Origin of the sequence: Lacinutrix sp. C3R15 (assembly GCF_018860825.1) — a bacterium.
Lineage (GTDB): Bacteria > Bacteroidota > Bacteroidia > Flavobacteriales > Flavobacteriaceae > Oceanihabitans.
This window is the reverse complement of record NZ_JAHKPZ010000030.1, coordinates 289-17,037: the sequence shown is the minus strand read 5'-3', so window position 1 is coordinate 17,037 and position 16,749 is coordinate 289. Positions and strand designations below refer to the sequence as shown.

At 32.1% G+C, this 16,749-nt stretch carries 8 protein-coding genes; 6 read left to right on the top strand and 2 right to left on the bottom strand.

What is annotated here, in order from left to right; genetic code table 11:
- Positions 1-10: 10 nt before the first annotated feature.
- From rplJ to KO494_RS08695, 5 genes are all read left to right on the top strand, one after another.
- Positions 11-532: a 50S ribosomal protein L10 gene (rplJ, locus tag KO494_RS08715; RefSeq protein WP_215967223.1), complete on the top strand. Its 522-nt coding sequence runs from the start codon at positions 11-13 to the stop codon at positions 530-532.
- Positions 533-595: 63 nt separating this feature from the next.
- On the top strand, positions 596-970 hold the full coding sequence (gene rplL, locus KO494_RS08710; RefSeq protein ID WP_215967222.1) for a 50S ribosomal protein L7/L12: 375 nt from the start codon (positions 596-598) through the stop codon (positions 968-970).
- A gap of 124 nt (positions 971-1,094) precedes the next feature.
- Complete coding sequence (rpoB, locus tag KO494_RS08705; RefSeq protein ID WP_215967221.1) at positions 1,095-4,907, top strand: DNA-directed RNA polymerase subunit beta; 3,813 nt, start codon at positions 1,095-1,097, stop codon at positions 4,905-4,907.
- Positions 4,908-4,989: 82 nt separating this feature from the next.
- The gene (gene rpoC / locus KO494_RS08700) at positions 4,990-9,291 is read left to right on the top strand and encodes a DNA-directed RNA polymerase subunit beta' (protein WP_215967220.1); all 4,302 of its coding nucleotides are present in this window, start codon (positions 4,990-4,992) and stop codon (positions 9,289-9,291) included.
- A gap of 156 nt (positions 9,292-9,447) precedes the next feature.
- Complete coding sequence (locus KO494_RS08695) at positions 9,448-9,762, top strand: DUF3467 domain-containing protein (protein WP_215967219.1); 315 nt, start codon at positions 9,448-9,450, stop codon at positions 9,760-9,762.
- Between the two features lie 123 nt (positions 9,763-9,885).
- Here KO494_RS08695 and KO494_RS08690 read toward each other — a convergent pair whose 3' ends face one another.
- A complete protein-coding gene (locus KO494_RS08690) occupies positions 9,886-11,505 on the bottom strand; it encodes an aryl-sulfate sulfotransferase (protein ID WP_215967218.1) in 1,620 nt (539 codons plus the stop codon).
- 268 nt (positions 11,506-11,773) lie between these two features.
- Positions 11,774-13,363, bottom strand: a complete 1,590-nt coding sequence (locus KO494_RS08685) for a peptide chain release factor 3 (RefSeq protein ID WP_215967217.1) — start codon at positions 13,361-13,363, stop codon at positions 11,774-11,776.
- A gap of 638 nt (positions 13,364-14,001) precedes the next feature.
- Here KO494_RS08685 and KO494_RS08680 point away from each other — a divergent pair.
- On the top strand, positions 14,002-16,749 hold a 2,748-nt coding region (locus KO494_RS08680), incomplete at its 3' end, for an Ig-like domain-containing protein (RefSeq protein ID WP_252730360.1).

Here is a 16,749-nt window from a genome sequence, read left to right as displayed (position 1 = left end):
AACTTTTATTATGACAAGAGAAGAAAAATCACAAGTAATTAAAGAATTAACTGCGCAATTAGCTGATAATGCAAATATCTATTTAGCAGATATTTCTGGATTAAATGCAGATGCAACATCAAATTTACGTCGTGCTTGTTTTAAAGCAAACGTACAGTTGGCAGTTGTTAAGAACACATTACTTGAAAAAGCAATGGAAGCATCAGATAGAGAATTTGGTGACCTTCCAACAGTTTTAAAAGGAAATACATCAGTGATGTATTCTGAAACAGGAAACGCTCCTGCTAAAGTAATTAAAGCTTTTAGAAAAAAATCAGAAAAGCCTTTATTAAAAGGTGCTTTTATTGAAGAAGCTATTTACATTGGTGACGAGCAATTAGATATGTTAGTAGACATCAAGTCGAAAGAAGAATTAATTGGAGATATCATTGGATTATTACAATCTCCAGCTAAAAACGTTGTTTCAGCGCTTCAATCGAGTGGAGGAAAACTTTCAGGTATCTTAAAAACATTATCTCAAAAAGAGGGATAATTCAAAAAGTACGCACTTTTACAATTATATATTAAATTACAAAATTATTAAAACGATAGAAAAATGGCAGAATTAAAAGATTTCGCAGAACAATTAGTTAACTTAACAGTGAAAGAAGTTAATGAATTAGCAACTATATTAAAAGACGAGTATGGTATTGAGCCTGCTGCTGCAGCTGTAGCAGTTGCTGCTGGTCCTGCAGCTGGTGGAGACGCTGCTGAAGAGCAAACTGAATTCGACGTAATATTAAAAGCTGCTGGTGGTTCTAAATTAGCAGTTGTAAAATTAGTTAAAGAATTAACTGGTTTAGGTTTAAAAGAAGCTAAAGGATTAGTTGATGATGCACCAAGTGCAATCAAAGAAGGAGTTTCTAAAGACGAAGCTGAAGGCTTAAAATCTTCATTAGAAGAAGCTGGAGCAGAGGTTGAGCTTAAGTAAGCTTAACAAGCAAACAACATAAAGGTTTAGGTCTAGAACACACGTTCTAAGACCTAGACCATTTTGCGTATATAAACATGACGTATACGTTATATATTTTTTTTAATCAAAATTCCGTCCATTGATGTTAGCAAATAAAGCTGAAAGATTAAATTTCTCATCTATTGTAAATAGAACGGAGTATCCAGATTTTATGGATATTCAAATAAAATCCTTTCAGGATTTTTTCCAGTTAGAAACAAAATCTGAAGAAAGAGGAGACGAAGGTCTATATAATACCTTTCTAGAAAACTTCCCAATAACAGACACACGTAATCAATTTGTATTAGAATTTTTAGATTACTTCATAGATCCGCCTAGATACTCTATTGAAGAATGTATCGAAAGAGGACTTACATATAGTGTACCATTAAAAGCAAGGTTAAAGTTATATTGTACAGACCCTGAACATGAGGATTTCGAGACCATTGTTCAAGATGTGTACTTAGGTACTATACCTTACATGACACCTTCTGGTACTTTCTGTATTAACGGTGCAGAACGTGTTGTAGTTTCTCAATTACACCGTTCACCAGGTGTGTTTTTTGGGCAATCGTTCCATGCAAATGGTACTAAATTATACTCAGCAAGAGTAATACCATTTAAAGGTTCTTGGATTGAGTTCGCAACAGATATTAATCAGGTAATGTATGCTTACATTGATAGAAAGAAAAAATTACCTGTAACTACTTTATTTAGAGCAATAGGGTTTGAGCGTGATAAAGATATTCTAGAAATTTTTGATTTAGCAGAAGAAGTTAAAGTATCAAAATCTGGTCTTAAAAAAATTCTTGGAAGAAAACTTGCTGCACGTGTACTTAATACATGGCATGAAGATTTCGTAGATGAAGATACAGGAGAAGTAGTATCTATTGAGCGTAATGAAATAGTATTAGATCGTGATACTATTCTAGATAAAGATAATATTGAAGAAATTCTTGAGGCCAATGTTAAAACTATTCTTTTACATAAAGAAAGTGCAGAACAAGGAGATTATGCTATCATTCATAATACACTTCAAAAAGATCCAACAAATTCAGAAAAAGAAGCTGTTGAACATATTTATAGACAACTACGTAATGCAGAACCGCCAGATGAAGAAACTGCACGTGGTATTATAGATAAATTATTCTTTAGTGACCAACGTTACTCTTTAGGAGAAGTAGGTCGTTATAGAATGAACAAAAAATTACAGTTAGATATTGGTATGGATAAGCAAGTGCTTACCAAAGAAGATATTATAACTATTATAAAATATTTAATAGAGCTTATCAACTCTAAAGCAGAGATTGATGATATTGATCACTTATCAAACCGTCGTGTACGTACAGTTGGTGAGCAATTATCACAACAATTTGGTGTTGGTTTAGCACGTATGGCACGTACAATACGTGAGCGTATGAACGTTCGTGATAACGAAGTATTTACACCTATAGATTTAATTAATGCAAAGACTTTATCGTCTGTAATTAATTCTTTCTTTGGTACCAACCAGTTATCACAATTTATGGACCAAACCAATCCTCTTGCAGAGATTACGCACAAACGTCGTCTTTCAGCATTAGGACCAGGAGGTTTATCTCGTGAAAGAGCAGGGTTTGAAGTACGTGATGTTCACTATACGCACTACGGAAGACTTTGTCCTATTGAAACACCAGAGGGACCAAATATTGGTTTAATATCTTCTCTTTCAGTATTTGCTAAAGTGAATTCTATGGGATTCATTGAAACACCATATAGAAAAGTAACAGATGGTGTTGTAGACATAAATAGTAAACCAACTTATTTAAGCGCAGAAGAAGAAGAAGATAAGTTAATAGCACAAGCAACAGTAAAAGTTGATGATGCAGGAAAGATTTTACATGATAAGGTAATTGCAAGAATGGAAGGTGACTTCCCTGTAATTGATCCTAAAGAGTTACACTATACAGATGTAGCTCCTAATCAAATATCTTCCATTTCAGCTTCATTAATTCCATTCTTAGAGCATGATGATGCAAATAGAGCCTTGATGGGATCTAACATGATGCGTCAAGCTGTACCATTATTACGTCCGCAAGCTCCTATTGTAGGAACTGGTCTAGAACGTCAAGTGGCTTCAGATTCTCGTGTACTTATTAATGCAGAAGGAAGTGGAGTTGTACAATATGTAGATTCTTTAGAAATTGTAATAAAATACGATCGTACTGATGATGAAGCAAAAGTAAGTTTTGATTCAGATACAAAAAGATATCCATTAACTAAGTTTAGAAAAACGAATCAAGGTACTTCTATAAACTTGAAACCTATTGTTAAAAAAGGAGACAAAGTTGTAAAAGGACAAGTTTTAAGTGAAGGATATGCTACACAAAAAGGAGAGCTTGCTTTAGGTAGAAATATGAAAGTAGCCTTTATGCCTTGGAAAGGGTATAACTTTGAGGATGCTATTGTAATCTCAGAAAAAGTAGTACGTGAAGACATCTTTACATCTATACATATAGATGAATATTCTTTAGAAGTTAGAGATACAAAATTAGGTAATGAAGAGTTAACTAATGATATCCCTAACGTATCTGAAGAAGCAACTAAAGATCTTGATGAAAACGGAATGATTCGTGTTGGTGCAGAAGTAAAACCTGGTGATATCCTTATTGGTAAAATTACACCAAAAGGGGAATCTGATCCAACTCCAGAAGAAAAATTATTACGTGCAATCTTTGGTGATAAAGCAGGAGATGTAAAAGATGCTTCTTTAAAAGCTTCACCTTCATTACATGGTGTTGTAATTAATAAGAAGTTATTTTCAAGAGCTATAAAAGATAAACGTAAACGTGCTCAAGATAAAGAAGATATCGCGCAATTAGAAGCATTATATCATACTAAGTTTAGCGATTTACAAAGTGTATTAGTAGATAAGTTATTTACACTTGTAAATGGTAAAACAGCACAAGGTATCTTTAATGATTTAGGTGAAGAAGTACTTCCTAAAGGAAAGAAATTTACACTTAAAATGTTAAATGCTGTAGATGATTATACGCACTTAACTTCAGGTACTTGGACTACAGATGAAAAGACAAATAGTTTAATAGCAGACTTAATTCATAACTATAAAATTAAAGAAAACGATTTACAAGGTTCTTTAAGACGTGAAAAGTTTACTATCTCTGTAGGAGATGAATTACCAGCAGGAATTATTAAATTAGCTAAAGTTTATATTGCTAAAAAACGTAAACTTAAAGTTGGTGATAAAATGGCAGGACGACATGGTAACAAAGGTATTGTTGCTCGTATTGTACGTCAAGAAGATATGCCATTTCTTGAAGATGGAACTCCAGTTGATATTGTATTAAATCCACTTGGTGTACCTTCTCGTATGAACATTGGTCAGATTTATGAAACTGTATTAGGTTGGGCTGGACAAAAATTAGATCGTACATATGCTACGCCTATTTTTGATGGTGCTACCCTAGAGCAAATTAACGGATTTACTGATGAAGCAGGAATTCCAAGATTTGGACATACATATTTATATGATGGTGGTACAGGAGATCGTTTTGATCAACCAGCAACAGTAGGAGTAATTTATATGTTGAAATTAGGACATATGGTTGATGATAAAATGCACGCTCGTTCTATAGGACCATACTCTCTTATTACACAACAACCTCTTGGTGGTAAAGCTCAATTTGGTGGTCAACGTTTTGGAGAAATGGAAGTTTGGGCTCTTGAAGCATATGGAGCATCAGCTACATTACGAGAAATATTGACAGTTAAATCTGATGATGTAATTGGTAGAGCTAAAACTTACGAAGCAATCGTAAAAGGTGAACCAATGCCAGATCCAGGACTACCTGAGTCATTCAATGTATTAATGCATGAATTAAAAGGTTTAGGATTAGACATTAGATTAGAGGAATAATAAAAATAGTATGCAGTCGCAGTATTTAGTTTGTATTATATAACAAACTAAATACTGAGACTGAGACTGAATACTAAAAGAAATGGCAAGAAAACAAGATAAGAACACAGTAAAGAGATTTAATAAAATCTCCATTGGTTTAGCATCACCAGAATCTATTTTAGCAGAATCTAGAGGTGAAGTATTAAAGCCAGAAACTATAAATTATCGTACACATAAACCAGAACGTGACGGTTTATTCTGTGAGCGAATTTTTGGTCCTGTAAAGGATTACGAATGTGCTTGTGGTAAATATAAACGTATCAGATACAAAGGTATTGTATGTGATCGTTGTGGTGTAGAAGTAACAGAAAAGAAAGTACGTCGTGATAGAGTAGGACACATTAATTTAGTGGTGCCTGTTGCACATATTTGGTATTTCCGTTCTTTACCAAACAAAATAGGTTACCTTTTAGGTTTACCATCTAAGAAATTAGATATGATTATTTACTACGAACGTTACGTAGTAATTCAACCAGGTATTGCTAAAAATGCCGAAGGTGAACCATTACAAAAAATGGATTTCTTAACAGAAGAAGAATATTTAAACATTCTAGAAACACTTCCACAAGATAACCAATACCTAGAAGATACAGATCCAAACAAGTTCCTAGCTAAAATGGGAGCTGAATGTTTAATCGAATTATTAGCTAGAATAGATTTAGAAACACTTTCTTATGAGTTACGTCATAAAGCAAATACTGAAACGTCTAAACAACGTAAAACAGAAGCTTTAAAACGTTTACAAGTAGTTGAAGCTTTACGTGAATCTAACGAAAATAGAGAAAATCGTCCAGAATGGATGATTATGAAAGTTGTGCCAATTATTCCGCCAGAATTAAGACCTTTAGTGCCTTTAGATGGTGGACGTTTTGCAACTTCAGATTTAAATGATTTATATCGTCGTGTAATTATTAGAAACAATCGTCTTAAAAGATTAGTTGAAATAAAAGCACCAGAAGTTATCTTACGTAATGAAAAACGTATGTTACAAGAATCTGTAGATTCATTATTTGATAACACACGTAAATCATCTGCAGTAAAAACAGATTCTAACAGACCTTTAAAATCTTTATCAGATTCCCTTAAAGGTAAGCAAGGACGTTTTCGTCAAAACTTACTTGGTAAACGTGTTGATTATTCTGCTCGTTCTGTAATTGTTGTAGGACCAGAATTAAAATTATTTGAATGTGGATTGCCAAAAAATATGGCAGCTGAGCTTTACAAACCTTTTGTAATTAGAAAATTAATTGAAAGAGGTATTGTAAAAACAGTAAAATCTGCAAAGAAAATTATAGACAAAAGAGAACCTGTAGTTTGGGATATTTTAGAAAACGTTTTAAAAGGACATCCAGTACTTTTAAATCGTGCTCCTACGCTTCACAGACTAGGTATTCAAGCTTTTCAACCAAAATTAATTGAAGGAAAAGCAATTCAATTACACCCTTTAGTAACTACTGCATTTAATGCCGATTTTGATGGTGACCAGATGGCTGTTCACTTACCTTTAGGACCAGAAGCTATTTTAGAATGTCAATTATTAATGTTGGCATCTCATAATATCTTAAATCCTGCAAATGGTTCGCCAGTTACTGTACCATCACAAGATATGGTACTTGGTCTTTACTACATGACCAAGTTAAGAACTTCTACTAAAGACGTTAAAGTAAAAGGTGAAGGTTTAACATTCTATTCTGATGAAGAAGTTACTATAGCATACAATGAAAAACGTATAGACTTAAATGCTTCTATTAAAGTAAGAACATTAGATTTTAATGAAGAAGGTAAACTTGTACCACAAATTATAGAAACTACCGTTGGTCGTGTAATCTTTAATAAAAAAGTGCCAGCAGCAGCAGGTTATATTAATGAAGTACTTACTAAAAAATCATTAAGAAATATTATTGGTGATATTTTAAAAGTAACTTCTGTTCCTGAAACAGCAGCATTCTTAGATGAAATAAAAAGTTTAGGATATAATTACGCATTTAAAGGAGGGTTATCTTTTAGTTTAGGAGATATTATTATTCCGCCAGAAAAACAAGGAATGATTGATTCGGCTAACCTAAAAGTTGATGGTATTATGGGTAACTATAACATGGGACTTATTACCAACAACGAACGTTATAACCAAGTTATTGATATCTGGACGTCTACCAATGCAGAATTGACAGAATTGTCAATGAAACGTATTCGTGAAGATCAACAAGGATTTAACTCGGTATATATGATGCTTGATTCTGGAGCTCGTGGATCTAAAGAACAGATTCGTCAGCTTACAGGTATGCGTGGATTAATGGCAAAACCTAAAAAATCGAATGCAGGAGGAGGGGAAATTATTGAAAACCCGATTCTTTCTAACTTTAAAGAAGGTCTTTCCATTTTAGAATACTTTATATCAACACACGGAGCGCGTAAAGGTCTTGCCGATACAGCACTTAAAACTGCCGATGCAGGTTACTTAACTCGTCGTCTGGTAGATGTGTCTCAAGATGTAATTGTTAACACTGTTGATTGTGGTACTTTAAGAGGTGTAGAAATTGAGCCTTTAAAGAAAAACGATGAAATAGTTGAAACTTTAGAAGAAAGAATTGTAGGTCGTATTTCATTAAACGATATTTACAACCCATTAACAGATGAATTATTAGTTGGTGCTAATGAGTTAATTACTGATGAAATTGCAAAAGCAATAGGTAACTCTCCAATTGATAAAGTAGATGCTCGTTCACCATTAAGTTGTGAAGCTAAAAAAGGTATTTGCGCTAAATGTTATGGTAGAAACCTTGCAACAGGTAAAATGGTGCAACGTGGTGAAGCAGTAGGAGTTGTGGCAGCACAATCTATTGGAGAACCTGGAACACAGTTAACATTACGTACTTTCCACGTAGGAGGTATTGCAGGTAACATTTCTGAAGAAAATAAACTTATTGTTAAGTTTGATGGTGTTGCAGAAATTGAAGATCTTAAAACAGTAAAAGGAGAAGATAGCGAAGGTAACTCGGTAGATGTTGTAATCTCTCGTACATCAGAACTTAAACTAGTTGATAAGAAAACAGGAATTACTTTAAGTACTAATAATATACCTTATGGTTCTTTTGTTTACGTTAAAAACGGAGATAAATTAACTAAAGGAGATGTTGTTTGTCAATGGGATCCATATAATGGTGTAATTATTTCAGAATTTTCTGGAAAAGTACGATATGAAAATATTGAACAAGGTGTTACATACCAAGTAGAAATAGATGAGCAAACAGGTTTCCAAGAAAAAGTAATTTCAGAATCTAGAAATAAAAAGCTTATTCCTACACTTCTTGTAGAAGATAGTAAAGGAGAAGTAATACGTTCATATAACTTACCAGTTGGAGCTCACATTATGATTGATGATGGAGAGAAAATTAAAGTTGGTAAGGTATTAGTTAAAATACCACGTAAATCTGCAAAAGCAGGGGATATTACTGGAGGTTTACCTCGTGTAACAGAATTGTTTGAAGCACGTAACCCTTCTAATCCAGCTGTTGTAAGTGCTATTGATGGTGTTGTTTCTTTTGGAAAAATTAAAAGAGGTAATCGTGAGATTATTGTAGAATCTAAATTAGGAGATATTAAAAAATATCTAGTTAAATTATCTAATCAAATTCTTGTTCAAGAAAATGATTTTGTAAAAGCTGGTATGCCTTTATCTGATGGTTCTATTACTCCTAATGATATTCTTAATATTAAAGGACCTTCTGCTGTACAACAATACTTAGTTAATGAAGTTCAAGAAGTATACCGTTTACAAGGTGTAAAAATTAACGATAAGCACTTTGAGGTTGTTGTAAGACAAATGATGCGTAAAGTTAAAATTATAGATTCTGGGGATACCATCTTCTTAGAAGATCAACTAGTTCATAAAGCAGATTTTATTGAAGAAAATGATGAAATTTTTGGAATGAAAGTTGTTGAAAATGCTGGAGATTCTGCTACTTTAAAAGAAGGACAGATTGTTTCACCTCGTCAATTAAGAGATGAAAATTCTATCTTAAGAAGAGAAGATAAGGCATTAGTAGAAGCTAGAGATGCAAAACCAGCAACTGCTACTCCAATCTTACAAGGTATTACAAGAGCATCATTACAAACAAAATCATTTATATCTGCAGCTTCTTTCCAGGAAACTACTAAGGTATTAAATGAGGCTGCTGTAGCTGGTAAAGTAGATACTTTAGAAGGACTTAAAGAAAATGTAATTGTAGGACACAGAATTCCGGCAGGAACAGGAATGCGTAACTATGACAACATTATTGTAGGTTCTAAAGAAGAATTTGACCAAATGATGAAAGCAAAACAGGAGGTTAACTATAATTAAATAGTTTTCCTTTCTGCGCAGGCAGTAATCACTTAATTTGAAACGAAAGTTTTAATATAATAACAAAAAGTCCTGTTTTTTAAACAGGACTTTTTATTTAAAATTATAATTAATAATAAGTTTTCCGTTTTTTACGGAAGCGTAAACAAGGTAACAATGGCAGGAGAGAAAAATAAAAAACCAGGGCAGATTAATATAGAATTAGACGAAAAAATTGCAGAAGGAACCTATTCTAACCTAGCAATTATTAATCATTCTGTATCTGAATTTGTTGTAGATTTTGTTAGTATAATGCCTGGAACACCTAAAAGCAAGGTGAAATCTAGAATTATATTAACACCGCAACATGCAAAACGATTAATGAAGGCTTTACATGATAATGTTGCTAAATTTGAAAGTATGCATGGTGAAATTAAAGATTATGAACAACCTCCAATACCTCTTAATTTCGGGCCAACAGGTGAAGCATAATTGATTCTGTAATAATAGTTAGTGTTGAGTTCTTTAAGTAGCTTTAAACATATCATAGTACACAACATTAATTAGGAGTTATAAAGAATAAAAAAGCGCAAAACTTAAGTTTTGCGCTTTTTGTTATTTTATAATTATTTTTTCTATTTGTTTCGTGCCTTGTTTTATAAATTCAATAAAATAAAGCCCTTGTTTTAAATAGGGTAATTTTAGCTCGTTTCCGCTAAATGAAGCCTTCGTGTAAACAGATTGCCCTAAATTATTATAAACCTTAACCTTAGTAGTTTCTAGAGGCTTATAAAAGTATAGTGTTTGGTCTACAACAGGATTGTTAAAAATTATTGTATTATCTATTGCTTCTGCATTAGTAACAGAAAGTGTAGCGCAAGTTTCAGAAATACTATTAATGTTTTCAAGAATGTTACCAGGAGTTAAATCTCTTCCTGTAAAAGCGGCATACGATTTATGGTATTTTTCACCTCTAAAAATACTGTTTCCTTCAAATATTTCAACATTTGTAGCAAATTGATTAAAAGTTGTTTCTCCTACAGGATTTCTGTATATCCATACAATATCTCCAGTAAGTGTTATTTCAGAAAGTCTCCCTTTTTTAGTTTCACATAAAAGTAGATTTCCGTTTTCTAAAGCATGTACTCCGCTTTTCTTTTCTTGAAAGACGGTTTCTTCTAGTATTTCACCACTCCAGGACCAATAGTAATTTTCAGGTAAAAATGTGTTGTTTTCTATTTCATAGTTATTATTTATATCAAGAGAAGGTGATACAATATGTATAGAACTAAAGGTATTTGTGCCATCACTATTGTTGTTAAATACTGTTATTTTATTTTCATTTACATAATTTTGGCTTATCCATTTTGCATCGTGTTGTGCATGTAACTTTTGGTGATCAGCTGTACCTTGCCTGTATACTTGTGGGTTTCCCCATCTCCATAAAAAATCACCTCCTTTATTTTGGTTTCCTCCACTATGGCTTGCAGCTTCTGCTGTTGTAGTACTATGGTCAATAATATATATTTCACTAAGCGTACGTGAAGAAAAAAGGATATGATCTAATTGTGGGTTATAATCAATACTGTTTAAATGCAACCAATTAGAATGGTCAATATTAGCATCTGTATAGTTAAAATCTACTAATTGCGGATTGGTACTTACTGTACCATAATTACTTTTTGAAGCATCAAAGTCTTGAATTAAATGATCTGCAAATCTCCACTCCCAAACAATATTTATAGCATCAGTGCCAACAGGTTCTATTTCAATAATTTTTTCAGAACTTAAAGGACCATTTAAAAGAGCAGGGTTTTTTCCTAGTGCTATTTGTTCTGCTTCGGTTAGGGTTTCTTTTACTAAATATAAAATGTTTCCGTTTGGAAGTGGTTCAATATCATGATGCTGAGTTAAGCCATTGCTAACAAGTAAGTTGTAACTCCATACTAGGTTATCATCCCAATCTCGTATTTCTACTCTTGATGCACCAACTCTTAAAAGATTCCCATTTTCTAGTAAATAACAGGTAAATTTTGGAGTATCACTAAATGTCCATGTTTTTATACTTCTACCACAATTATCTACAAGAAAAACCGAATTGCTTTCTTCTGGTGTGAAAAGCGTGTAACCATCATATGCTTGGTTTGTGTTTTCTAATAATCCTATTGTGTTTTGACTAAAAAGATTATTATTAAAAATAAATATTAAAATAAAAAAGGATAATTTGATTTTCATAATTTTTTAAAGTTAAAATGTATATAGCTCCAAAAAGCAGATGGATATATTTTAAAAAATAAAAATAAATAGGAAACCATCAATTTTTTTTAAAGTCACATTAAGTATAAGTATAATTTATAGCAATATGTTTTTATATAAAAGCAATTTATTCGTATTTAAAAAACGGCTTATTTTAAAAAGGCATAAAGGCTTTATTGTTAAAATGCATATCTAAACCTTTTCAAGGTTTAGATATGTTGTTAAAAAGCTTTAAAATAAAAAAAAGTTATTTAAATTCACTAATAAAGTGAAATTTTATACTTGGATACTTTTGTTGCGTCATTTGTAAAGAAAACGATGAATCTGCTAAAAATACTAGTTGATTTGTTTTGTCTTTGGCTAAAAAGCGTTGTTTTACTCTTAAAAAATCTTTGTATTCTTCACTTTTTGTGTCATCGGTTTCTATCCAGCAAGCTTTAAAAACATTTAAGTTTTCATAGGTACATTTTGCTCCATATTCGTGTTCTAATCGGTATTGTATTACTTCATATTGTAATGCTCCTACAGTACCAATTACCTTTCTTCCGTTAAGTTCTAAAGTAAATAATTGAGCAACACCTTCATCCATTAATTGGTCAATACCTTTGTTTAATTGTTTAGATTTTAAAGGATCTGCATTATTAATGTATCTAAAGTGTTCTGGTGAAAAACTAGGAACTCCTTTATAATTTAGTATTTCTCCTTCGGTTAAAGTATCTCCAATTTTAAAAGTCCCAGTGTCTTGTAAACCAACAATATCTCCAGGGTAAGAAACATCTACAATTTCCTTTTTTTCAGCAAAAAAAGCATTTGGACTTGAAAATTTAACTTTTTTATTGTGCCTAACATGTAAATAAGGAGTGTTTCTTTTAAAAGAACCAGATACTATTTTTATAAAAGCTAACCTGTTTCTGTGGTTAGGATCCATATTAGCATGTATTTTAAAGACAAAACCTGTAAAGTTTTCTTCATCAGATCTAACTAAACGTTCTTCGCTTTGTTTAGGTCTAGGTTTAGGAGCAATTTCAACAAAACAATCTAGTAATTCTCTTACTCCAAAACTATTTAATGCAGAACCAAAAAATACAGGCTGTAACTTTCCTTCTAAATATTTTTTGTTATCAAATGTAGGGTAAATACCTTCTACTAATTCTATTTCTTCTCTTAGGGTTTCAGCAGCTTTATCTCCTACTAATTTGTTTAATTCATTAGAGTTTAAATCAGAAATTTCTATAGTTTCTTCTATATTTTTTCTGCTATCACCACTAAATAGATTAATGTTTTTTTCCCAAATGTTATATATTCCTTTAAAGTCATAGCCCATTCCTATAGGAAAACTTAAAGGGGTTACATGTAGTCCTAATTTTTGTTCTATTTCATCTAATAATTCAAAGGCGTCTTTACCTTCACGATCCATTTTGTTAATAAAAACAATCATTGGTATGTCACGCATACGGCATACTTCTACCAATTTTTCGGTTTGTTCCTCAACACCTTTAGCTACATCAATAACAACAATAACACTATCTACAGCAGTTAAAGTTCTAAAAGTATCTTCGGCAAAATCTTTATGTCCAGGAGTATCTAAAATATTAATTTTAGTTCCGTTATATTCAAAAGCTAAAACAGACGTAGCTACAGATATTCCACGTTGTCTTTCAATCTCCATGAAATCACTTGTAGCTCCTTTTTTTATTTTATTACTCTTTACTGCTCCAGCTTCTTGTATTGCACCACCAAATAGTAATAGTTTTTCTGTAAGTGTTGTCTTTCCAGCATCTGGATGTGATATAATACCAAAAGTTCTCCTGCGATTTATTTCGTCTATAAATTTCATTAAAAATTAATTTTAGCAAATATAGCTTTTGCATTTGTATGTTAAAAATCCTAAAGATTATATCGTGTAAAATTATATCATTATAATTTTTAAAACATTAAGAGGTTACTTATTTAGTCTATGATACTAAAAAGTTTGTTTTAATTGTTTTTTTTTTTTTTGTTACATTTGGTAGTTGTTTTAAATTATTGATTATAATGTGTTTAACGTTTAGTTGTTGAAAAGGCATGTTTTATAAGTAAATTAATGTATATAAACAATTAATTTTTTTTTATTTATGAATTAGACTTTTTAAATTCATGAATTTTTAAAAAATAATAGGAAAAATTGTACAATATGTTTTTAACCGTTTATTTTTTCAATTAATCGAATAAAATGAATTATTTAACTGTTTTTCTTTGTTTAATAGATTGTTATGATACTTTTGTTTTTAATAAAAAATTAGGAGAAAACTGTAAATAAGATTTTTTTTTCTCTCTAAGAGAATGAATAGTATTAAATCATAATACATACAGTGCATACAATGCATTTTGTGTTATTTTTTTTTAAAATAAATTTAACTATGACTTGTAATGCCTTGCATTGCAAAATATTTATATATAATACTTTTAGTATAAAATAACTTTACCATCAATAATATGAAAAACGTTACTCGATTCTCGATTTGCTTAATTAAATTCAAGGATTTTTTATTTTTCTTTTTATTGCTTTTTAGCATTATAAATGTAAGTGCACAATCTTATCCAATTTTTCCTAATTCTCAGTTTTTAATTGATGGTACAGCTAACCAACCAGGTGCTGTATATTTAATTGAAGACGTAGTTACTGCAGGTAATGGAGCTGATTTTGATGTAGATGCAGTTTTAAGAATTGTTTCTTTTACAGGAACACCTGTTGTTGAAGGGGTAGATGATACTCAGTTTGTGCAAAACAGATTTGAACCTGTCATAACTTATGATACTCCTGGTGAAGCTGTGCGTTGGAGAATAGAGTTTATTATTGCAGGTTCAGCAGATACTAACATAGATGATGCTGTAGCTTATTCTTTAGATTCATATACTTTAGAAATTATAGATTTAGATGCTGAAGAATGGGCAGAAGTTATAGTTCCAGATAGTTATGAATTAGCAGGAACATCACAGCCACAAACAATAATTACGGCTTCAGCAGGAGTAATACCTAATTCAATTCGTTTTACAAGTGCTAATATAACGGACGCTGGAGTTAGTACATTAAATACTAGATCTATTGTAAAAGTTAATTATACTAATGTTAATGTAGTAGATTTTACATTAGGTAGAGATAATGATGATCCTTTAAATACAAGAAATATTTCAATAAGCTTTTTAGGAGAAGTAGTTTTCTTGAACCCTTATGTTGTGGAGGTGAATGGGCCACCAGTAGTTCAAGATCAAACAGGAAGTACTGCCCATAATACACCTACTTCTTCCATAGATTTATTGTCAGGAGCTTCTGATCCTGAAAATAACATAGATGCAACAACAATTTTCCTTGTAGATCCAAATGATGCTACAAATTTTGGGGAACCTGGTAGAGATTTAACGATACCTGGTGAAGGAACTTATGTGATTGATAATACTGGAAATGTAATTTTTACACCAGTTGCCGGCTTTTCAGGTAATGCAATTGTCGATTTTACTGTAGAAGATGATACAGGAACAACATCTAATGTAGGAACTTTAACTGTAACTGTAACTGTAGCAGTAGTGGTAGTAGTGGACCCTTGTGATGCTTATGCTTCAGGAAATCCAGATAATGATAATGATGGAGTTTCAGATAGTTGCGATTTAGATGATGATAATGATGGTATATTAGATGCGGATGAAGGTTGTCCCGATTATACAATTCGAGAAGATTTTTTTGTGCCTTTATATCATTCAAATATTATAAATGCTCCATTTAATAGAATTTGGTTAACAGGGGAAGATGCAAATCCTTCAAATAGTTCTTCTTCTGATATTAATGAATTTTCAGAATTAGTTTCGGGAGGACCAATATCAGGTGCTATTAGTGGAAATTCCAATTGGCCTACATATAGTGGTACTAATATTAAACTTACTGGTGGTTCCAACGGAAGTAATTCACAGTTTGTACTATTGACAACAACAAATTTATATGTTTGGGGAGATACAAACGATGTGTTGTCTACTTCAAGTAATGGTTGGCAAGATACACCACTTCCAGTGGGAACAACAGGTTCTGATTTTGTAGAAATGACTTCTGGTGTAGGAATACTAGCTTTAATTAATGCGGCAGGTGAAATTTATACTAAAGGTTCTGTACCTCAAGGGAGCAGCATAAGAGGAAATGATGGTTTTAGTGCCGATGCCAATGGTTGGTATAGAGTTAGAACTTCTTCCGGTATTTTATCTGGAGTAACAGATTTAGAAATATCGCATGAAGGTGCTTTTGCAATAACTTCTAGTGGTGATTGGTATACATGGGGACCTAATTGTTATTTAGGGGATGGGAGTAATGAAGATGATATAGATTTTGCAACTGTAATGACTAAACCAGCAGCTTTTTCTGGTTCTGTTAGTGTGGTACAAATTGAAATGACTGCTTATGAGGACTCCAGTTATTTTGTGTTAGGTTCAGACGGATTAGTATATTCTTTAGGAGAGAATTCTGATGGACAATTAGGTGATAATAGTACTTCAGAAAGAAAAAATTGGGTAAATGTAGAAGTAAATGGAGGAGGTAATTTAACCAATGTAATATTTATTGCAGGTAATTCATATAGTGCATATTACCCAGGAGCTGCAGCAATAGTTAAAAATGCCGGTTTGCAAGAAATTTATATGTGGGGAACAAATGACAATGAAGAGCTTTCTGATGCTAGTGACAATCCACAAGATTTTGCCCAAATTGCTTCATATTACACAGGAACAGGGAATGGGGCGTATACAGATATTAATGCTTCAGGAGGAATAGATGCTAATGACAGAAACCCTATTAGAGTAGGGGTTGGGGGGCATCAATCCATTTATTTTGATTCTTACCAACAAAATTATGGTTTTGTAGGACATAACGCTAATGGTGCTTTTGGTTTTTCTTCTGCTGATGATGGTAAATTTTCAATGAATAATGAAAATAATATTAATTTTATACCTGTTTGTACAGACACAGATGGAGATGGTATTCCAGACTCTTTAGATGTAGACTCCGATAATGATGGTTGTTTTGATGCCGTAGAAGGAGGTGATAATATTGTAATAGCAAATGTAAATGCCGATGGTACACTAGATGGAGCCATAGATCCGTCAACTGGAGTACCTAATAATGTAGATACAACTAATGGTCAATCTGTAGGTAGTTCTGTAGATGCAACAGTTAATTCGTGTGTAGGTGATATCACAGGTTTA